Origin of the sequence: Rathayibacter sp. VKM Ac-2879, from assembly GCF_015351245.1 — a bacterium.
Classification (GTDB): Bacteria; Actinomycetota; Actinomycetes; order Actinomycetales; family Microbacteriaceae; genus Rathayibacter.
The window spans coordinates 129899-149028 of the sequence record NZ_JADKSO010000004.1 but is presented as its reverse complement, the minus strand read 5'-3'; the positions used below and the strand labels follow the sequence as shown (position 1 = coordinate 149028).

Here is a 19130-nt window from a genome sequence, read left to right as displayed (position 1 = left end):
TCAGGAGGCGTCACGAGCGTCGGCTGCAGGCCCGCTCAGGAGGCGTCGCGCGGCGGGAGCCCGCGTCGCGCCCGCTCCTGCGCCTCGATGCGCTCGTACGCTCGGCGCTCGTTGCGGTCGGAGCGGAGCAGGGCACGCATGACGAACCAGAAGATGAGACCGACGGTGACGGTCGGCACGAGGGCCCACAGTCCCTGATTCCACAGCGTCCAGTCCATGCGTCGATCCTAGCCGCGGGCGGCGACGGGCCGCCGTGCGCCCGCGGTTACTGGCTCGCGATCGACTGGTTGAGGGCGGCGGCGTCGGAGTTCAGCCCCTGGAGCTCGCTGCGCAGCCCGTCGTAGCTCGCGATGTCGGCGTCGATCGCCTCACGCGCCGCCTCGAGGGCGCCGCTCTCGGCGAGCAGCTCGGCACGCTCCGAGTCGAACGCGCTCGAGGAGGAGAAGTCGCCGCTGTCGGCGCGCTCGTTGAAGTCGTCGATGCGGGCGTTCAAGGCGTCGAAGGCGGCGTTGTTGGCGCTGACGCGAGCGGTGATGTCGTTCCGCATCGCGTCGAGCCGGGCAACCAGATCGTCGATCCGCTTCTCGAGGTCGGTGAAGACCGCTTCGTAGGCGGCGTTCAGGCGGACCACGGCGGAACGGTCGGCGAAGTAGTCGGCGTAGTGCGCCTCCAGGCCCGGAGGCAGATCGGCGATCTCCGTGCCGAGGATCGAGTGCAGCTCGCTGACACGCTCGCCCAGGCCACCGGAGCGGTAGAGCTCGAGCCGCTCGGCGATCGGGGTGTCGGCGGGGAGCTCGGCGTACGCCTCCTCGAGCTGCCGGCCGAGGGCGCGCTGCTCGTCGGCGTCGAGGCGTGCCCACGCGGCGTGCAGCATCTCGTGGGCGGCGGTCACCTCGCGGATGCCGTCGAGATCGGGGTTCTCGACGTCCGAGATGTAGATGTCACGGCCGGTGTAGCAGCCCAGCACGATATCGTCCGAGGCGGCGTAGCCGCAGCGCTCGTTGAAACCCGCGGTCGGCTCGACGGAGGGGCTCGACGCGTAGTAGAGCGCGCGCCCCCTGGTCGACATGGCCGTGCGGTCGGCGAAGCCCGCGATCGTGGCGTCGGGCGCGAACGCCTCCGCCGCCGCACGATCGGCGACGGCGGTGCCGAGCTCGCTCGAGGTGCTGAACACCGACGTGGCGACCGCCGCGCCTGCCCCGAACTGCGCGAGCGTGAGCACGCCCGCGACCACCGTCGCCACGATGCTGGACCTGGTGACCATCACTCCCCCTCGGTTGACGACGACCGTGTCGGCTACTGCTTGACCAACGGGAACAGGATGGTCTCGCGGATCCCGAGGCCTGTGATCGCCATCAGCAGGCGGTCGATACCCATCCCCATCCCGCCGGTGGGCGGCATGCCGTGCTCGAGGGCGCGGAGGAAGTCCTCGTCGAGACGCATCGCCTCGTCGTCGCCCGCCGCCGCCTGGCGCGCCTGCTCGACGAAGCGCTCGCGCTGCACGACCGGGTCGACCAGCTCGGAGTAGCCCGTCGCGAGCTCGAAGCCGCGGACGTAGAGGTCCCACTTCTCGACGACTCCGGGGATGCTGCGGTGTGCGCGCACGAGCGGCGAGGTGTCGACGGGGAAGTCCATGACGAAGGTCGGGCGCGTGAGCGTCGCCTTCACGAAGTGCTCCCACAACTCCTCGACGTACTTGCCGTGCGTGGGCACGTGCACCTCGACGCCCTCGCGCGCCGCGAGCGTCGCGAGCTCGGCGAGCGGGGTCGACGGAGCGATCTCGACGCCTGCCGCGAGCGAGAGGCTCTCGAACATCGAGATCCGGTCCCACTCGCCCCCGAGGTCGAACTCGGTGCCGTCGGCCCACGTCACCACGTGCGAGCCGGCGACGGCCTGCGCCGCGTTCTGGATCAGCTCCTGGGTGAGGTCGGCGATCGAGCGGTAGTCGCCGTACGCCTGGTAGGCCTCGAGCATGGCGAACTCGGGCGAGTGGGTGGAGTCGGCGCCCTCGTTGCGGAAGTTGCGGTTGATCTCGAAGACCCGGTCGATGCCGCCGACCACCGCGCGCTTGAGGTACAGCTCGGGCGCGATGCGCAAGTACAGCTCGGTGTCGAACGCGTTCGAGTGCGTGGCGAAGGGGCGGGCGGAGGCGCCGCCGTGCATCACCTGCAGCATCGGCGTCTCGACCTCGAGGAAGCCGTGTGCCTCGAAGGTGCGGCGGAGCGAGGCGTTGACCGCGGCCCGGGTGACCACGGTCTCGCGGGCCTGCGGGCGCACGATGAGGTCGAGGTAGCGCTGGCGCATCCGGGTCTCGTCGCCGAGCTCGTTGTGCAGGGTCGGCAGCGGGAGGAGCGCCTTGGCGGCGATGGTCCAGGTCGAGACCCAGACGCTCAGCTCGCCGCGCTTGCTCGAGAGCACTTCGCCCTCGACGAAGAGGTGGTCGCCGAGGTCGACGAGCTCCTTCCACGCGGCCAGCGACTCCTCGCCGACCTCGCCGAGCGACACCATCGCCTGGATGCGCTCGCCGTCACCCGCCTGAAGGGTCGCGAAGCAGAGCTTGCCGGTGTTGCGCTGGAAGACGACGCGGCCGGCGAGGCCGACACGCTCGCCCGTGTGGACGTCGGGCTGGATGCCCTCGTGGCGCGCGCGGACCGCGGCGATCGTGTCGGTGACTCCGACGGCGACGGGGTAGGCGCCGGCTCCGAGGTCATCGCCCGCGAGGGCGAGCAGGCGCTCCCGCTTGGCCAGACGCACGGCCTTCTGCTCGGAGGCGTCGCGCTCGACGGCCTCGCGCTCGGCGGAGGCGCGCTGCTGCGCGGCGGCCGCCTGTTCGGTCGGGGGCACAGGGGTCTCGGAGGTGTCGACCATGTCGGCGCGGGTGCTTTCGGTTGGGGGCGGGTCAGGCGAGCGTGATCGGAGCGTTGTCGAGGAGGCGAGTGGAGCCGACGATCGCGGCCACGAGCACGAGGGCCGGGCCGCGGTGGTCGTCGGCGACCGGGAGGAACGTCGATGGGTCCACGACGACGAGGTAGTCCAGCCTAACGAGCGGTTCGCCCTCGGCGACGGCCCGGGCCGCGTCGAGGGCCGCTGCGGCTCCTTGCTCGGCGGCCTCGGTGGCGGCGGCGAGGAGACGCGGCAGCACGAGAGCTGCACGGCGCTGCTCCCCGTCGAGGTACCGGTTGCGGCTCGAGCGGGCGAGCCCGTCCTCCTCCCGCACTGTGCCGACGGCCTCGATCGCGGCGGGCAAGTCGAGGTCGCGGACCATGCGGCGCACGAGGAACAGCTGCTGCGAGTCCTTCTGCCCGAAGAGAGCGACGTCGGGATGCACGATGTTCAGAAGCTTCGCGACGACGGTGAGCATCCCGTCGAAGTGCCCGGGCCGGGCACTGCCCTCGTAGAGGGCGCCGATCTCGCCCGCGACGACGCGCGTGGAGGAGGGCCCGTCGGGGTACATCTCGGCGACTCCCGGCGCGAAGAGGTGGTCGACGCCCGCAGCCTCGAGGAGCGCGGTGTCGCCCGCGAGATCGCGCGGATAGCGGTCGAGGTCTTCGGTGGGGCCGAACTGCAGCGGATTCACGAAGATCGAGACGACGACGACGTCGGCGAGTTCGCGGGCCCGGGCGACGAGGGCGAGGTGACCGGCATGCAACGCTCCCATCGTCGGCACGAGGGCGATGCTCGCCCCGTCCCGGCGCGCCTCCTGAAGCCGCGTGCGGAGGTCGTCGATGCGCTCGATGGTGCTGATCACCCGTCGATGCTACCGGCGGGGGCGTGGCGCCTCCCCGCTGTGCGGCGAGATGCCGGGCCGTGTGCCGCGGCGCCGCGGCCGGCGCAGCGGCACCTCGGCTCAGCCGGCGCGGCGCAGCGCGTCGTCCACGGAGGAGCGCACCAGGCTCGAGAGGAAGAAACCCGGCTTCTCGACGCCGATTCCGGCCAGCAGACCCGCCGCCTGCTCGACGATCGCCGTCGAGAAGGCCGTCGCGGTCGACACAGCCTCGGCGTAGGCGGCGCGGTCGGACTCCGCTACCGTCACCGGCTCCCCGCCCATTTCGACGACGAGGGCCTGCGCGATGGGGAGCACGGGTCCCGGCGCGGACACGGCGAAGTAGGTCTCGGCGAGGCGCGCGAGATCGAGGCTCGTGCCGCTGAAAGCCATCGCCGGATGCACGGCGAGAGGAATGACTCCCGCGGCGAGCGCCGGCGCCAGCACACCGTAGCCGTGCTCGGGAGCGGTGTGCAGCACGAGCTGGCCCGGCTGCCATGCCCCCGTGGCGGCGAGGCCTGCGACGAGTGCGGCGATCTCGCCTCCTGGCACGGCCACGATGACGAGTTCGCTGCGCTCGACGAGGTCGGGGACGGCGAGGATCGGCACTCCGGGGAGGAGCACGTCGGCCCGCTCACGACCGGCCTCGCTCGTGGTCGCGACTCCCACGACGGCGTGCCCGGCGTTCGCGAGCGCGGCCCCGAGCACCGGGCCGACGGGGCCCGCTCCGACGACGCCCACACCCAGACGTCCGTCTCGACGCGACTCCGGCCGACGCGACGACCCCTGCTCAGACATACGGATCTCCTTCCGGCGCCGGCCACGCCTCCCGCGCCCGTCTCCCCCACCGATGGCTTGCGTCGCTCCCCGCCGCCCGCACTCCGGCCCCCGCGAGCCGGTCGAAGAACGCGAGCCCGTCGGTGACGCTCATCACGGGAATCGTCGGCACGACGGGCCCTGCCACGGTGTGCACGCGCGCGGAAGCGAGGCCGAGCATCCGCAGCAGCGGCCCCTGGTGCACCGCGATGCTCTGCATGCGCGCGAGCGGCACGACGACCACCTTCCGCCAGACGGCCCCGCTGCGCAGGACGACGACGTCCTCGGCGAGCCGATAGCCCGTGCGACGCCACGAGAACGGTCTCAACCCGATCGCCGAGAGCGGGGCGGAGGTGAAGCCCGGGGCGTCGCGGCGGCGCAACGCGTCTCCCACGGGCGTCGCCTCGGCACCCTCCCCCGTGCCCGGCAGCAGCAGTCGCAGCACCTTCTCGACGGCCGCGAGGTCGCCGACGGGCAGGAGCATGGTGTTCGGCTCGCCACTGGTGCCGCGAGCGGAGGCGTGGCCGGCTCGGTCGATCCTCACCTGCCACCAGCCGAAGGGCCGCCACAGGAGGGGCTGAGTGATCTCGACCGCGTGGATCCGGCCGGGCGGCAGGGTGTCGCTGCTCGTCGAGAGCACCCCGTAGCCGACCCGCACGCCGTCGGGAGTCGCCACGATCGAGTAGCGGAGTGAGCGCACGAAGTGCCGCACGTAGTAGCCCCCCGAGCCGAGCAGCCCGGGGAGGATGGCGAACAGCACAAAAGGCGAGCCGTAGACCGCGGCGAGGACCACCACGACGCTCGCGACGACCAGGAACAGCGTGAACCCGCTGAACACGAGCGAACCGAGCAACCGCCCTGCCGGGATCGTCACGACCGACTCTGGCGGCTCCACGTCGAGCGGCTCGGCGAGCTCTTCGAGGCGTTGCGCGAGGAACCCGCCCGCCCGCGCCTCTGCGGGCACCGCCTCCCGTTCGCGCACCCCGGAGGCAAGGCGCAGGATGTCGCGGCGCAGGGCGTCGACGAGGCGTGAACCCAGGTAGGAGAGCTGCACGGTGGCGTCCTGCCCCGCCACGCTGACCTCGAGCTTCGCCGCTCCGACCAGGCGCGCGACGAGCGGGCGCTGCACCGCGATGCCCTGGATGCGGTCGAGCCGTGCCCGACGGTTGGTGCGGAACAGCACACCGGAGCGCACCTCGACGAGCTCGTCCGTGACGCGGAAGCTGTGCATCCGCCACGACAGCCAGAAGGCGGCGAGCGCGACGGCGAGCCCGACCGCTACCGCGAGCGCCGCCCAGCCGAGCAGCCCTCGGCGCAGGAGCTCATCGACGGGGTCGCCGCTCTCGAAGCCCTCTGGGCCGGGGAGGAACAGCTCGATCAGTCGTTCGCGGAGGTTCGCCACCACGATCCCGAGGACGACCACCAGGCCGATCCCGCCCTTGAGCAGGGGAGTCGCGGGGTGCAGGCGGTGCCACTGGCCGTCCGCGAGGTCGGTCTCGGTCCCGCGGGCGATGGCCTCGGTCACAGTCCGGCCCGGCGCGACTCGGCGAGCGCGACCAGCCGGTCGCGCAGCTCCTCCGCATCGCCCTCGACGAGGCCCGGGATGCTCACACCCGTGGCCGCCGCCGCGGTCACGAAGCGCAGCTCGGCCAAGCCCAGGGCCCGGGCGAGCGGACCGCGGTTGACGTCGATGAGCTGCATGCGCCCGTAGGGCACCGAGACGAAACGCTGGAACATGATGCCGCGGCGGAACAGCAGGTCGTCTTCCCGCAGCTGGTACCCGTACGCGCGGGCGCGACGCGGCGCGACAATCAGGAGGGTCACCGCGAGCACCGCGGCGAGCACCAGCGCGATCCAGGCCCAGCGCACCCCGACGAGGAGCAGGACGGTCGGCACGGCCAGCAGCACGACGCTCGCGACCACCGCCGAGACGATCTCGACCGCGACGTAGCGCGGCGAGACCCGGCGCCAGTCCCCCGCCACGTCGAGACGGCCCCGTGCGCGTCGGCGTACGGGCGGTCGCGTGGCGTCGACGGGATGCTGCTCGCTCATGCGTGGTTCGCCTCGCCCAGCGCGTGATCGTCGTCGTCGCTCGGCGGGATCGTGCAGAGGTGCTCGGCGACCAGGCCCGCCACCATCAGGAGGAGGGAGCCCACGATCGTCGCGACGTCTTGCCATACGGAGCCGAGAGCAGGGATCGCGCGGCTCAGGAGGTACACCAGGATGCCTCCCGAGGCGCCGAGGAGGAGCGCGCCCACGTGGCTCGACGCCTTGGCGAGGATGACCACGCGCAAGGCGCGGAACGGGTCGATCGGCCGACGGACGGCGCCCGAGGTGGCGCGGTGGATCGGGATCGCGAAGCCGAGCACGAGCGCGGCGACGACGACGAGCGTCACCGGCACCGTCAGCGGAGGGACGAGCACGGGCCGGCCGGCCGCCGCGATGGCCAGGTCGAGGAGGAATCCGGCAGCGGCTCCGGCGAGGCCGAGGCCCAGCAGGGTGCTGAGGCGTGTGCGCTTCACGGGAGGCTGCTCTCGGTGTCGGGACGGTCCGGCGGGGAGTCGGCGTGCCGCCACGCTATCGTCTCGGGTCGGTCGCCGACCCGATCGCTCGCGCGCCGACGCAGGACGGCGATCGGCCCCGCGCCCGGGAGCACCCCGGCAGGCTCGACGTCGAGCCACGGCTCGAGCACGAATGCGCGCTCGGCGGCGCGCGGGTGCGGGAGGGTGAGCTGCGGATCGTCGCGCACGACGCCTCCGACCGCGATCAGGTCGATGTCGAGCGTGCGGTCGCCCCAGCGCTCCTCGCCCTCGCCACGGACGCGACCGCCCGCGAGCTCGATCGCCGCCGTCGCCGCGAGCAGCGCCTCCGGCTCGAGCGTCGTCGAGCCGACGACGACCGCGTTGAAGTAGGCGGGCGCTTCCTCGTCGACGCCGTCGAGCTTCCACGCGGGCGACTCGACGATCTTCGAGACCGCGTCGATGCGCAGGCCCGGGGTCGTCGCGAGCGCGCGGACCGCGTCGTTCAGATGCGCCAGGCGGTCACCCAGATTGCTGCCGAGCGCCAGGACGACGTGGCGCGCCGGACGCAGGCGCTGCTGCCGGGGCCTCACGCGCTGGCCCTCGTGATCTGCACGGCGACGTCCACGAAGGGGAGCGGGATGGGCGCGTCGGGCTTGTGCACGGTGATCCGCACCACGTCGGCAGCGGCGAAGCCGAGGGCCACTGTGGCGAGACGTTCGGCGAGCGTCTCGATGAGGTCGACCGGGTCGCGGGTCACGGCGTCGGCCAGTGCGATGGCGAGTTCGCCGTAGTGCACGGTCTCGGCGAGCGCGTCGCCCGCGGCGGCCGGGGCGGTGTCGAGCCAGACGGTGGCGTCGATCACGAAGTCCTGCCCGTTCTCCCGCTCGAAGTCGAAGACGCCGTGATGCGCGCGCACGCGCAGACCCGTCAGCGTGATCGAGTCGCGCAGGGCGAGAGCGGCGGGGTCCGGCACGGTCACGGGGTCTCCTCCTGGAGTCGGGCGGCGAGCGCGAGGGCCCGCGCGGACGAGCGGACATCGTGCACGCGGACGCCCCACGCGCCGCGCTCCGCGGCGACGAGGCTCAGCATCGCCGAGACCTCATCGCGCTCCGCCGCGGGAGCTCCAGCGGGAGCGAACGGGGCCAGGAATCGCTTGCGCGAGTGTCCGACGAGCAGGGGGAAGCCGAGGGAGGCGAGCGCGTCAAGGCGGGCGAGCAGGGCCCAGTCATGCTCCCCTGCCTTGGCGAAGCCGAGGCCGGGGTCGAGCAGGAGGCGATCGTCGCGGATGCCTGCCGCGCGGGCGGCGTCGACGCGCCGCTCGAGCTCGCTGCGCACCTCCGCGACCACGTCCCGGTAGGAGGCGAGCGCGTTCATGTCGGCGCTGTGGCCCCGCCAGTGCATCGCGATGTAGACGGCCCCGCGCTCGGCGACGAGCGGCAGCATCGCCGGGTCGGCGAGTCCGCCCGACACGTCGTTGACGACGACAGCCCCTGCGTCGAGCGCAGCCTCGGCCGTCGCCGCGCTCATCGTGTCGATGCTGACCCGCACACCCTGGGACGCGAGCGCCCGCACGACGGGCAGCACCCGGCCCTGCTCGGACGCGGTATCGACGCGCGCCGCCCCGGGGCGGGTCGACTCGCCGCCCACGTCGATGAGGTCGGCGCCGAAGGAGGCGGGGCCCTCGCCCACCGCGCGCGTCATCTCGAGGCCGTGCCGCACGGCATCATCGACCGAGAGCCAGCGGCCGCCGTCGCTGAACGAGTCCGGGGTGACGTTGAGGATCCCGAGGAGCGCGGCGCGACCGCTCGGCGTGAGGTCCGCGACGGAGGGGCTCACGTCACTCCCCTCGGATGGCGCCGATCAGCGCGATGATCTCGGCACGGGCGGCGGGCTCGGCCAGGGTGCCGCGGGCGGCGATCGTGACGGTCGAGCTGCCCCGCTGGCGCGGGCCGCGCATCCGGACGCAGCCGTGCTCCGCGTCGACGACGACGAGGACTCCCTCGGGAGCGAGCCCCTCGTCGAGCACGTCCGCGACCTGCTCGGTCAGCCGCTCCTGCAGTTGCGGGCGCGAGGCGACGGCCTCGACGACGCGCGGGAGGCGTCCGAGACCGACCACGCGCTCGCGCGGCCGGTAGGCGATGTGCGCGACGCCGACGAACGGCAGAAGGTGGTGCTCACAGACGGAGCGGAACGCGAGGTCTCGCACGATCACCGTCTGCTCGAGCGGTGCCGAGGCCTCGCCCTCGACGACGGCGAAGGTCTCGGCGAGGAGAGCCGCGGGGTCGACGTCGAAGTCGCCGAAGAACTCGACGTACGACTCCGCGAAACGCCGCGGAGTGTCGGCGAGGCCCTCGCGGCCCGGGTCCTCCCCGATGGCCGCGAGCAGCTCGACGACCGCCGCCTCGATGCGCGCCGTGTCGACAGGCACGAGCGCGCTACGCCGTCGCGGGGCGCGGGTTGATCAGCGGCGGACGCTTCGCCGCGACCTCGTCGACGCCGGCCGAGCTGACGCCTCCGTCGGTCACGCCGGAGTCGATCGGCGCCTTCGCCACCGGCACGGCGATAGGCGGGAGATCGGACAGCGGACGCTTGTCGCTCGAGAGCCACTGCGGACGCTCGTCGATCTTGCGCACGCCCGCGAAGATCTCGGCCAGCTGGTCGTGGTCGAGCGTCTCCTTCTCGAGCAGCTCGGTCGCGAGACGGTCGAGGATGTCGCGGTTGTCGTTGATGACCTGCCAGGCCTCGTCGTGGGCGTGCTCGATGAGCTGGCGGGTCTCGGCATCGACGCGCTCGGCGATCTGCTCGGAGTAGTCGCGCTGGTGCCCCATGTCACGGCCGAGGAACATCTCGCCCGACGACTGACCGAGCTTGACGGCTCCCACGTTGGAGGACATGCCGTAATCGGTGACCATCTTCCGGGCGATCGCCGTCGCCTTCTCGATGTCGTTCGAGGCTCCCGTCGTGGGGTCGTGGAACACGATCTCCTCGGCGACACGTCCGCCCATCGCGTAGGTCAGCTGGTCGAGCAGCTCGTTGCGGGTGGTCGAGTACTTGTCCTCGAGGGGCAGCACCATCGTGTAGCCGAGGGCTCGTCCGCGAGGGAGGATCGTCACCTTCGTCACCGGGTCGGTGTGACGCATCGCCGCCGCCGCGAGAGCATGCCCACCCTCGTGGTACGCGGTGATCAGCTTCTCCTTGTCGCGCATGACGCGCGTACGCCGCTGCGGACCGGCGATGACGCGGTCGATCGCCTCGTCGAGGGCACGGTTGTCGATGAGCTGGGCGTTCGAGCGCGCAGTGAGCAGTGCAGCCTCGTTGAGGACGTTGGCCAGGTCGGCACCGGTGAAGCCCGGGGTCTTGCGGGCGACGACCTCGAGGTCGACGCCTCCGGCGAGCGGTTTGCCGCGGCCGTGCACCTCGAGGATCTTCTTGCGGCCGAGCAGGTCGGGGGCGTCGACGCCGATCTGGCGGTCGAAGCGGCCCGGACGCAGCAGGGCAGGGTCGAGGATGTCGGGGCGGTTTGTCGCCGCGATCAGGATCACGTTGGTCTTGACGTCGAAGCCGTCCATCTCGACCAGGAGCTGGTTGAGGGTCTGCTCGCGCTCGTCGTGCCCGCCGCCCATTCCCGCGCCGCGGTGGCGCCCGACGGCATCGATCTCGTCGACGAAGATGATCGCGGGCGAGTTCTCCTTGGCCTGCTGGAACAGGTCACGTACGCGGCTCGCGCCGACGCCGACGAACATCTCGACGAAGTCCGAGCCGGAGATGGAGTAGAAGGGCACGCCGGCCTCGCCGGCGACGGCGCGGGCGAGGAGAGTCTTGCCCGTGCCGGGAGGGCCGTAGAGCAGGACGCCCTTGGGGATCCGGGCGCCGACCGCCTGGAACTTGGCCGGCTCCTTGAGGAACTCCTTGATCTCGTGCAGCTCCTCGATCGCCTCGTCGGCGCCGGCGACATCGCCGAACGAGACCTTGGGCGTCTCCTTCGAGACCAGCTTCGCCTTCGACTTGCCGAACTGCATGACGCGATTCCCGCCTCCTTGCATGCCCGAGAGCATCAGCCAGAAGAACGCGCCGATGAGGAGGATCGGGAGCAGGAAGCCGAGCGCCGACAAGAACCAGTTGGTCTGCGGGACCTCGTCGGTGTAGCCCTTGCTCGGGTTCGCCGCGTTCACCGCGTCGACGACCTCGGTGCCACGCGGCGACACGTAGTAGAACTGCACCTGCTTGCCGTTGTCGCCGTCGTCCTGCGAGAGCGTCAGGTCGACCCGCTGCTCGCCGTCGACGATCTTCGCCGACTCGACCTTGCCGTCCTTCAGGAGGTTGAGGCCCTCCTGCGTGCTGATCTGGCGGAAGCCGGACATGGTGATCAGCGAGGAGCCGATCCACACCGCGACGATCGCCAGGACGACGTAGAGGATGGGGCCTCGGAAGATGCGCTTGACGTTCATGAATGTTGCGGGTGCGACACCCGGCACCTTTCTGACGAGGAAATGTGAGAGTCAGGCTACCTCTCGCACTCTGGGCACCGGCCACGCGTTCGCCGTGGGCTGAGCCTGCGCCACCTCCGACCGTGCGGCCCTCTGGCGCGTTCCTTGACATCGAGAGGCACGCGCCCGCCGAAAACGGCCGTCACGCGGGGAGCAGCGGCTCCGGGTCGGGGAGGGCCGGGGCCAGGCCGCGGCGACGGCGGCGGCCCGCTGCCAGCACGGTCACCGCGAGAGCGCCGGCCAGCCAGAGCAGCAGCACGAGCACGGCGTGCGCGACGCCGATGCTGCCGCCCGCGATGAGCGAGCGGAACGCCTCCACCGTGCCGGTCAGCGGCAGCACCCCGTGGAGGGCCTGGAAGAAGGCGGGCGCCGTCTCGACCGGGTAGGTGCCCCCGGCCGAGGAAAGCTGCAGCACGATCATGAGCAACGCGAGGAAGCGGCCCGGGGCGTCCAGCAGAGCGATCAGCGCCTGGTTGACGGCCACGAACGTCAGGCTCGTGAGCACCGCGATGCCGATCAGCCCCGGCAGATTCGTCGCCTCGACGCCGACCCCGAAGCGGATCACGAGCGCCGCAAGCACGCCCTGCGCGACGGCCATCAACGCGCCGGGCAGGTAGCTTCGCAGCGCGATCACCCAGGCCGGGCGGCGCCCGGCCAGGAGGCGGGCGTTCAGCGGCGCGCTCATCAGGTAGAAGGCGAGCGCGCCGACCCAGAGCGCGAGCGCCATGAAGTAGGGGGCGAGGCCATAGCCGTACGACGGGACCCGGTTCAGCCTCTCGGCGTCGAGACCGACGGGGGCGGCGGCGACCGCGCTGAGAGCGGAGGCCTGCGCGGAGGTGTAGCTGGGTATCTGCTTCGCCCCGTCGGCGAGCGAGGCGCCCAGGGTCGACGAGCCCGAGCGGAGGGACTCGATCCCGCCGGCGAGGCGCTCCGAGCCGCTCTCGGCGGCGGCCGTCCCGGAGGAGGCGGAGGCTGCTCCGGCGGCGAGTGTGTCGGCGCCCGAGGCGAGGTCGGCCGTTCCGGAGGCGAGACGCGAGGCGCCGGAGTCCGCGTCGGCGATGCCGCCGGAGAGCGGGCCGACCCCGTCGACCAGCGCGTCGACTCCGCTAGAGAGGCCGGCGGCGCCGGCGTCGAGCGAGGAGGCGCCACTCGCCAGCGTCGTCGCGCCGGACGACAGCGCCTGCGCGCCTGTGTCGACCGCCGCCGCGCCGCTCGCGAGAGTGCCGGCTCCGTTCGAGAGCTCGGCGGCTCCGCCGGCCAGCTGCGCCGCGCCCGCGGCGAGCGCCGTGAGGCCGTGGTCGGAGTCGCCGACCAGGGCCTTCGTGCCCGCGTCGAGGGCGTGCGCCCCGTGGTCGGCGTCGGCCGCTCCGGTCGAGACGGCCGCCGCCGCCCTCTCGATCGCCGTCAACTCCGTCCGCCGCTCGGCATCGTTCATCGAGTCGTAGCGGGTCAGGAGGGAGGAGAGAGCGGAGTCGACTGCCGCCGAGCCGGCGGCGAGCGTGGGGGTCGCCGACGCGAGCGAGGCGCCTCCTGAGGCGAGCTGCCGAGCGGCCGTGAGCGCCTCCTCCGCGCCGCCCGACACCGTGCCTGCGCCCTTCGAGACCGCCGCAGCTCCCGTCGCCGCCGTGGTCGCGCCCGTACTGAGCGAGGAGGTTCCCGCGGCCAGGTCGGAGGCGCCCGAGGCGAGCCCCGCGGCACCGGAGTCGAGCTGCTGGGCACCCGCCGCGACTTTCTGCGCACCGCTCGCGAGCTCGTCCGCCTTCGCCGGCAGCTGCGAGGCGCCGTCGTCGAGCTTCTGCAATCCGGACGAGAGCGCCGCCGCGCCGCTCGCGGCCGAGTCGGCGCCCGCGCGCAGCGCATCGGCGCCGTCCGCGAGCCGAGCCGAGCCGTCCTGCAACTGCGTCAGCCCGACGACCAGCTCGGAGGAGCCGTCGGCCGCCCGTCCGGCCCCCTCGGCGAGCTGGCTCGCGCCGTCGGATGCCTGCTCGAGCTTCGCGTGCAGCTCGGTGAAGCCGAGGTAGATCGACGAGAGGTACTTCTCGCCCACCTTCTTCTCGACGGCCTGCGTGACCGAGGTGCCCACGGTGTTCGCGATCGAGCCGACGATGAGGTTGGCTCCGTCGTTCGTCTCGATCGAGAGCTTCGCGGTCGCGGCGGCGGACGGGTCGTCGCCTCCGATCGACGCGACATCGGCCGAGAAGTCAGCGGGCACGGTGAGCACGGCGTAGACCGCGCCGGAGGCGAGTTCGCTCGCCGCCTCGTCGGCCCCGGTCGTGTGCCACGCGAAGTTCGAGCCCGACGTGTTCGAGGTGAGCTCGTCGGCCAGGTCGTGCCCGAGAGCGAGCGCCGAACCGTCGGAAGCGGTCGCGCCGGTGTCCTCGTCGACGAGCGCCGCCGGGACGGTGTCGAGGTGGTGGGTCGGATCGAGGTTCGCCGAGGTCAGGAGGCCCGCGTAGATCAGCGGGATGAGGGCGATCGCCGCGAAGACGACGAGGAGACGGGGGTTCACACGGCGCAGGGCGCGGCGGAGGGGCGAGGTGGTCATGGTCCTTCTCGAGGAGGGGTGGAGGTCAGGAGTGCAAGGCGGCGAGGCGCTCCGAGGCGACTCCCGTGACGAGGAGCTCGGCGATGTCGCCGGCGGCCTCGGCGACCGAACGGCGGGCATCGCCTTCGAGCAGCCAGCCGACGACGAGCCAGGTCGTGCCGGCGGCGAGGAAGGTGGCGAAGCGCTCGACGCGCGCGCGATCGCCTCCGGCCGGCACGCGCGCGGCCAGTGGCGAGAAGGTGAGGAGACGCTGGGCGAGGAACGCGACGACCGCCTCCTGCACCGAGCGGGCGGTGCCTCCGCTGAACACCCGGCGGTAGAAGTCGGCGTGCACGCGGAGGCCCTCGAGCAGTCCGCGGACGACGTCCGGCACCGTTCCCTCCCAGTGCTCGTCCGGCGTGGGCGGGGCGACGGCCGCGAAGAGGGCGTGCATCCGCTCGATCGCGGCGGCTTCGATGAGTGACGGGACGTCGCCGAAATGTTGGTAGAAGGTCGGCCGGCTGACGCCTGCGGCGCCGCAGAGCTCGGTGATCGAGGGCTGCTCGTCGCCGGGGCGGTCGAGCGCGATCGTGATCGCCGCGAGCAGCGCGTCGCGCGAGCGGGCCTGTCGCGGATCGGTCACGTCGTCCTCGTCTCTCGGCGCTCGTCGCACCGCTTTTTTACGTTCGTCAGATAACTTACGTCCGTAAAGAAAGATCCGCAAGCGCTCAGCGGTCGAGAATCGTCGCAATCTCGGTGGTGTCGACCACCAGGGAGTCGGACGGCGTCAGGCCCGGGCTCCGCGGAGTCGGCACCGGAAGCCGCACGAGGAGCGCCCCCGGATCCACGCCGAAGCGTCCCGAGGTGGTCCGACCGATCGGATCCCCGTCGAGCTCGGCGAGCACCGCCTGGTCCAGCTCGAACGAGAACTCGCGGCCCGGCCACTGTCGCAACGAGGCGAGCCCGTTGCGGTTGCCCGTCGCCACGTCGAGCGCGAGCCCGAAGCGACGGCGCAACAGCACGAGCTCCAGGTCGCCGTCGTCGAGCACCGCCCCCGCGGCGAGTTCGATGTTGGCCACGACCGAGCTGCAATTACAGGCGAGCACCATGAGCGCGCGCGTCGGCGCCTCCGCGACCCCGTCGATCCGCAGCGAGACCTCGAAGCCCGACATGAACATCGCCGGAGCCGCGCCGGCAGCGAAGTAGGCGCCCCAGCCGACGCGCTTCTTCAGCTCGTCATCGGTCTTGTCCATGATCTCGGCGTCCAACCCCACGCCGCCCATCACCATGAAGATGCGCTCCTCGCCGTCGTCGAACGTCGCCGTCCCGACGTCGATCGCACGATCCTGGCCGAGCAGAGCGATCTCGACCGCGTCGGCGAGCGAGCCCAATGGCAGTCCGAGGTTGCGTGCCAGCAGGTTGCCCGTCCCGCTGGGCAGCAGGCCGTAGGGGACGGACGTGCCGCGCAGGACAGCGGCGACGGCGCGGACGGTGCCGTCGCCTCCCATCGCGCAGACGAGGTCGGGCTCCGCCTCGAGAGCGGCCCGTGCCGCCTCGACCCCGGAGTCGTGGGGGCTCGTCTCGAACCAGAGCGGCTCGTTCCACCCGTGGCGGCGCGCGAGGCGGGCGACCACGTCCTCCGCCGTCTGCACGTCGTCGAACTTGCTCGGGTTGACGACGACGGCGACGGTGCGTGGTGCGGGCTCGACTCTCACCCCCTCAGTCTGACGTGCTCCGGCACCGCTCCAGCGCCGCGGCCGCCTCGGTCGCCAGCACGGCTCCGAGCTCGGCTGAGAGAGTCGCGGGCAGGCGCGGAGGCGCATCCCAGCGCGGCCCTGCGAGCAGCAGTCCACGCCGCTCGCTCGTGCTCCAGAGCGTGTCGACGCTGCCCGAGACGAAGGCGCGGAGGCGTCCACTCACCTTCGGTTCGGTGTCGGCGTCGAGAGCGAGGTCGACGAGGTGGCGGTAGGCGATGCCTCCGAAGAGCGCACCATCGCCCGCGCCCTGCTCCACGAAGACCCCCTCGGGGGCGAGACGGTCGAGCAGGTCGAGCGCCGTGAGGGAGGCGTGGGCGACGAGACGCGGATCCGGACGGAGCCGGTGCAGCGCCAGTGCGGCGCCGATGTAGACGCCGTGGTTGTAACTGAAGGCCCAGTCGTCCCGCTCCGAGCCTCCCTCGCGGCCGATGCCGTCGGCGACGAAGCCGGAGGCGTCGTCGCGCAGCCGCACGTGCATCCAGTCGAACGCCGTGCGCGCGAGCTCCTCGCGCCCGTCGGGGCGGAGACGCTCGAGCCGCGCCCCGAGGATCGCGAACGGGCCGTTCGCGGGCGCGTTCTTGTAGTCGAGCTGGCGGCGGCGCCAGGCCAGACTCGCGCCGTGACGGACGTTCCAGCCGCGCTCGACGGCGAAGCGCCACAACCGGTCGGCACGATCGAGCCAGCGGCCGTCGCCCGTGGCCTCGCCGAGCCGCGCGAGCGCGCCTCCGAGCCACATCATGTCGTCGAAGTAGCCGTTGACCAGGCGGCCGCCGTTACGGAGGCGGATCGCGCGATGCACGCGCCGCGCCCGCTCGAGGTGCGCCTCGTCTCCCGTGCGCTCGAAGGCGTCCACCGCAGCGTCGATCGCGTGAGCGAGCCACCAGTAGTTGAACTCGAGATCGGCGCGCAGCGACGTCGGGTAGCTCATGTGGTAGCCCAGCACCGGGGCGGCGAAGAAGCGCTCGAGGCTCTCCTGGGCCGCGTCGGCGCGACTACTCGTAGACGTGGGGCGCAAGGATCGCGACATCGCGAAGATTGCGGTAGCGCTCGGCGTAGTCGAGTCCGTAGCCGATGACGAAGTCGTTGGGGATGTCGAAGCCCACGTAGGCGACGTCGACCTCGACCTTCGCCGCGCGGGGCTTGCGGAACAGCGCACAGATCTCGACCGACTCCGCGCCGCGACTGCGCAGGTTGCCCTGCAACCACGAGAGCGTCAGACCCGAGTCGATGATGTCCTCGACGATCAGCACCTTGCGGTCGGTGATGTCAGTGTCGAGGTCTTTCAAGATCCGCACGACGCCGGAGGACTTGGTGCTGCTGCCGTAGGAGGAGACGGCCATCCAGTCCATCACGACGTCGAGCTTGAGCTCGCGCGCGAGGTCGGCCATGACCATGACGGCACCGCGGAGGACGCCCACGATGAGCAGGTTCTCGCCCGCGTAGTCGCGCTCGATGGCGCGCGCCAGGTCGCGGATCCGTTCGTGGATCTGTGACTCGGTGTAGAGGACCTCGGTGATGTCGTCGGCGATGTCGGCTGCTTCCACCCGGCCACTCTACGGGGCATCCCCGCGCGGCCCCCCGCCTCCGCGAGATGCCACTTATGCGGTCCCGCGTCGGCGTGTCGCGCTCATAAGTGGCATCTCGCGGAGGGGGGGGAGGGGGTCAGCGGGACGGGGCGAAGACGAGCGTGCTGCCGGAGCGGGTCGCGACCACGCCGGGCAGGTCGACGCCCTTCTGCCCGTGCCAGTCCGTGACGAGAGCGGCGACCGCGAGGGTCTGGGCGCGCGAGAGGGCGACTCCGAACTCGTTCGAGACGACGAGACGGATGATGCGCTGCCGCAGCGCAGGCGGATCCGCCGCGAGCCCCCGCGCGTCCACCGTCACGTGCCCGTCGTCGTTCTGTCCCACGAGTTCGAGCGCCCACTCCAGCGCGAGCGCGTCGAGCGCGTCGCCGTCCTCGCGCAACTGCTCCGCGGTGCGGGCGAGCGCCTCCGCCACCCCCGGACCCAGCTCGGCCTCGAGCACCGGCAGCACCCGCGAACGCACCCGCACTCGCGAGTAGCGCGGGTCGTCGTTATGCGGGTCGTCCCACGGCTCAAGCCCCGCGTCGGAGCAGGCACGGCGGGTGGTCTCGCGACGCACGCCGAGCAGGGGCCGGCGCAACGGCCCGCTCACCGGCGCCATCCCGTGCAGGGAGGCGGCACCGGCGCCGCGGGCGAGTCCGAGCAGCACCGTCTCGGCCTGGTCGTCGAGGGTGTGGCCCAGGAGGATCGCGGCGGCTCCCGTGGCCGCGAGCGCGTCGTCGAAGGCGCGATAGCGCGCGGTGCGGGCCGCCGCCTCCGGTCCGCCCTCGCCCCGCACCGACACGACCTCCCGCAGGACGGGGGCGAGGCCCAGCGCGTGCGCCTGCTCGGCGGCACGGCGCGCCACCGCGGCCGACGCCTCCTGGAGCCCATGGTCGACGATCACCGCGCCTGCCCGCCGGCCTCCCCTCGGCGCCTCGAAGGCGACGGCGGAGGCGAGCGCGAGCGAGTCCGCTCCCCCGCTCAGCGCGACCAGCACCAGAGCCCCCGGACCGAGCCCGTCGAGGCTCGCGCGCACCGCGCGGCGCAGGTCGGCGAGGGCAGGAGTCAGGCGGGGGCGATCGGGCACATCAAGTAACGTTAGGCCAGCGATCCGGCCCGCGAGCGTGCGCATCCGCGCGCACCCGCGAGGCGGACCACCCCGCCGATGCGCCGCCCACGGCGCCACCGACTCAAGGAGCGAACATGGCCGCATACGACGTCGTCGTCGAGATCCCCAAGGGCAGCCGCAACAAGTACGAGGTCGACCACGAGACCGGACGCGTCTACCTCGACCGCGTGCTGTTCACCTCGTTCGTCTACCCGACCGACTACGGCTACTTCGAGAACACGCTCGGCCTCGACGGCGACCCCGTCGATGCGCTCGTCCTGCTCGAGTACCCGGTGTTCCCGGGCGTGGGAGTCTCGGTCCGCCCCGTCGGCGTGCTCAACATGAGCGACGAGGCCGGCTCGGACGCCAAGGTGATCGTGGTGCCTGCCAAGGATCCGCGCTGGAAGCACATCCAGGACATCGGCGACGTGCCCGAGCAGACGAAGAACGAGATCAAGCACTTCTTCGAGCGCTACAAAGACCTCGAGCCCGCCAAGTGGGTCAAGGTCGAGGCCTGGGGCGACGCGGCCGAGGCGGAGCAGATCGTGCAGGACGGCATCAAGAAGCTGGCCGAAGAGGGCCACTGAG

General features: G+C 72.2%; 20 protein-coding genes. 1 reads left to right on the top strand and 19 read right to left on the bottom strand.

The window, feature by feature from the left end:
- Window positions 1-35: 35 nt before the first annotated feature.
- The 19 genes from ITJ45_RS11535 to tilS all read right to left on the bottom strand — a co-directional run bounded on the left by ITJ45_RS11535 (window position 36) and on the right by tilS (window position 18521).
- A complete protein-coding gene (locus tag ITJ45_RS11535; RefSeq protein ID WP_194610212.1) occupies window positions 36-218 on the bottom strand; it encodes a hypothetical protein in 183 nt (60 codons plus the stop codon).
- A 47-nt stretch (window positions 219-265) separates the two neighbouring features.
- Complete coding sequence (locus ITJ45_RS11530) at window positions 266-1264, bottom strand: hypothetical protein (RefSeq protein ID WP_194610213.1); 999 nt, start codon at window positions 1262-1264, stop codon at window positions 266-268.
- A 32-nt stretch (window positions 1265-1296) separates the two neighbouring features.
- Window positions 1297-2868: a lysine--tRNA ligase gene (lysS, locus tag ITJ45_RS11525; protein ID WP_194610215.1), complete on the bottom strand. Its 1572-nt coding sequence runs from the start codon at window positions 2866-2868 to the stop codon at window positions 1297-1299.
- Between the two features lie 31 nt (window positions 2869-2899).
- Window positions 2900-3748 (bottom strand): pantoate--beta-alanine ligase, encoded by an 849-nt coding sequence (gene panC, locus ITJ45_RS11520; RefSeq protein ID WP_194610218.1) that lies wholly within the window; start codon window positions 3746-3748, stop codon window positions 2900-2902.
- Between the two features lie 99 nt (window positions 3749-3847).
- The gene (locus ITJ45_RS11515; RefSeq protein WP_194610220.1) at window positions 3848-4561 is read right to left on the bottom strand and encodes a DUF2520 domain-containing protein; all 714 of its coding nucleotides are present in this window, start codon (window positions 4559-4561) and stop codon (window positions 3848-3850) included.
- On the bottom strand, window positions 4554-6104 hold the full coding sequence (locus ITJ45_RS11510) for a PH domain-containing protein (protein ID WP_194610222.1): 1551 nt from the start codon (window positions 6102-6104) through the stop codon (window positions 4554-4556). Before ITJ45_RS11510 ends, ITJ45_RS11515 begins: the two co-directional genes overlap by 8 nt.
- The gene (locus ITJ45_RS11505; RefSeq protein ID WP_194610224.1) at window positions 6101-6631 is read right to left on the bottom strand and encodes a PH domain-containing protein; all 531 of its coding nucleotides are present in this window, start codon (window positions 6629-6631) and stop codon (window positions 6101-6103) included. Before ITJ45_RS11505 ends, ITJ45_RS11510 begins: the two co-directional genes overlap by 4 nt.
- Entirely contained in the window at window positions 6628-7101 is a 474-nt protein-coding gene (locus ITJ45_RS11500; protein WP_194610227.1) for a DUF3180 domain-containing protein, read from the bottom strand. Before ITJ45_RS11500 ends, ITJ45_RS11505 begins: the two co-directional genes overlap by 4 nt.
- On the bottom strand, window positions 7098-7691 hold the full coding sequence (gene folK / locus ITJ45_RS11495; RefSeq protein ID WP_194610229.1) for a 2-amino-4-hydroxy-6-hydroxymethyldihydropteridine diphosphokinase: 594 nt from the start codon (window positions 7689-7691) through the stop codon (window positions 7098-7100). The genes ITJ45_RS11500 and folK overlap by 4 nt, the downstream gene beginning before the upstream one ends.
- Window positions 7688-8080 carry a dihydroneopterin aldolase gene (folB, locus tag ITJ45_RS11490; RefSeq protein ID WP_323743012.1) on the bottom strand — a complete coding sequence of 131 codons (393 nt, stop codon included), beginning with the start codon at window positions 8078-8080 and terminating at the stop codon, window positions 7688-7690. Before folB ends, folK begins: the two co-directional genes overlap by 4 nt.
- Entirely contained in the window at window positions 8077-8937 is an 861-nt protein-coding gene (folP, locus tag ITJ45_RS11485; RefSeq protein ID WP_194610231.1) for a dihydropteroate synthase, read from the bottom strand. Before folP ends, folB begins: the two co-directional genes overlap by 4 nt.
- Window position 8938: 1 nt before the next feature.
- Window positions 8939-9529, bottom strand: coding sequence for a GTP cyclohydrolase I (folE, locus tag ITJ45_RS11480; RefSeq protein ID WP_194610233.1), 591 nt, complete (start codon window positions 9527-9529; stop codon window positions 8939-8941).
- A gap of 7 nt (window positions 9530-9536) precedes the next feature.
- Window positions 9537-11549, bottom strand: coding sequence for an ATP-dependent zinc metalloprotease FtsH (gene ftsH, locus ITJ45_RS11475; protein WP_194610235.1), 2013 nt, complete (start codon window positions 11547-11549; stop codon window positions 9537-9539).
- Window positions 11550-11730: 181 nt separating this feature from the next.
- Window positions 11731-14133 (bottom strand): YhgE/Pip family protein, encoded by a 2403-nt coding sequence (locus ITJ45_RS11470; protein ID WP_194610237.1) that lies wholly within the window; start codon window positions 14131-14133, stop codon window positions 11731-11733.
- Between the two features lie 25 nt (window positions 14134-14158).
- The gene (locus tag ITJ45_RS11465) at window positions 14159-14755 is read right to left on the bottom strand and encodes a TetR/AcrR family transcriptional regulator (protein WP_194610239.1); all 597 of its coding nucleotides are present in this window, start codon (window positions 14753-14755) and stop codon (window positions 14159-14161) included.
- Between the two features lie 85 nt (window positions 14756-14840).
- Entirely contained in the window at window positions 14841-15827 is a 987-nt protein-coding gene (locus tag ITJ45_RS11460; protein ID WP_194610241.1) for a diacylglycerol/lipid kinase family protein, read from the bottom strand.
- A gap of 4 nt (window positions 15828-15831) precedes the next feature.
- Window positions 15832-16884 (bottom strand): glycoside hydrolase family 76 protein, encoded by a 1053-nt coding sequence (locus ITJ45_RS11455; protein WP_194610243.1) that lies wholly within the window; start codon window positions 16882-16884, stop codon window positions 15832-15834.
- Window positions 16862-17413 carry a hypoxanthine phosphoribosyltransferase gene (gene hpt, locus ITJ45_RS11450; RefSeq protein WP_194610245.1) on the bottom strand — a complete coding sequence of 184 codons (552 nt, stop codon included), beginning with the start codon at window positions 17411-17413 and terminating at the stop codon, window positions 16862-16864. The genes ITJ45_RS11455 and hpt overlap by 23 nt, the downstream gene beginning before the upstream one ends.
- Window positions 17414-17531: 118 nt before the next feature.
- Window positions 17532-18521 carry a tRNA lysidine(34) synthetase TilS gene (gene tilS / locus ITJ45_RS11445; protein ID WP_416365297.1) on the bottom strand — a complete coding sequence of 330 codons (990 nt, stop codon included), beginning with the start codon at window positions 18519-18521 and terminating at the stop codon, window positions 17532-17534.
- Between the two features lie 116 nt (window positions 18522-18637).
- Here tilS and ITJ45_RS11440 point away from each other — a divergent pair, with 116 nt between their 5' ends.
- Window positions 18638-19129, top strand: coding sequence for an inorganic diphosphatase (locus tag ITJ45_RS11440; RefSeq protein ID WP_194610249.1), 492 nt, complete (start codon window positions 18638-18640; stop codon window positions 19127-19129).
- Window position 19130: the final 1 nt, after the last annotated feature.

Coding starts and splice junctions, on each gene's coding strand:
- ITJ45_RS11515 (WP_194610220.1), bottom strand. CDS start 4,561: ATGTCTGAGCAGGGGTCGTCGCGTCGGCCGGAGTCGCGTCGAGACGGA.
- ITJ45_RS11530 (WP_194610213.1), bottom strand. CDS start 1,264: ATGGTCACCAGGTCCAGCATCGTGGCGACGGTGGTCGCGGGCGTGCTC.
- ITJ45_RS11470 (WP_194610237.1), bottom strand. CDS start 14,133: ATGACCACCTCGCCCCTCCGCCGCGCCCTGCGCCGTGTGAACCCCCGT.
- lysS (WP_194610215.1), bottom strand. CDS start 2,868: ATGGTCGACACCTCCGAGACCCCTGTGCCCCCGACCGAACAGGCGGCC.
- ITJ45_RS11535 (WP_194610212.1), bottom strand. CDS start 218: ATGGACTGGACGCTGTGGAATCAGGGACTGTGGGCCCTCGTGCCGACC.
- ITJ45_RS11440 (WP_194610249.1), top strand. CDS start 18,638: ATGGCCGCATACGACGTCGTCGTCGAGATCCCCAAGGGCAGCCGCAAC.
- ftsH (WP_194610235.1), bottom strand. CDS start 11,549: ATGAACGTCAAGCGCATCTTCCGAGGCCCCATCCTCTACGTCGTCCTG.
- ITJ45_RS11505 (WP_194610224.1), bottom strand. CDS start 6,631: ATGAGCGAGCAGCATCCCGTCGACGCCACGCGACCGCCCGTACGCCGA.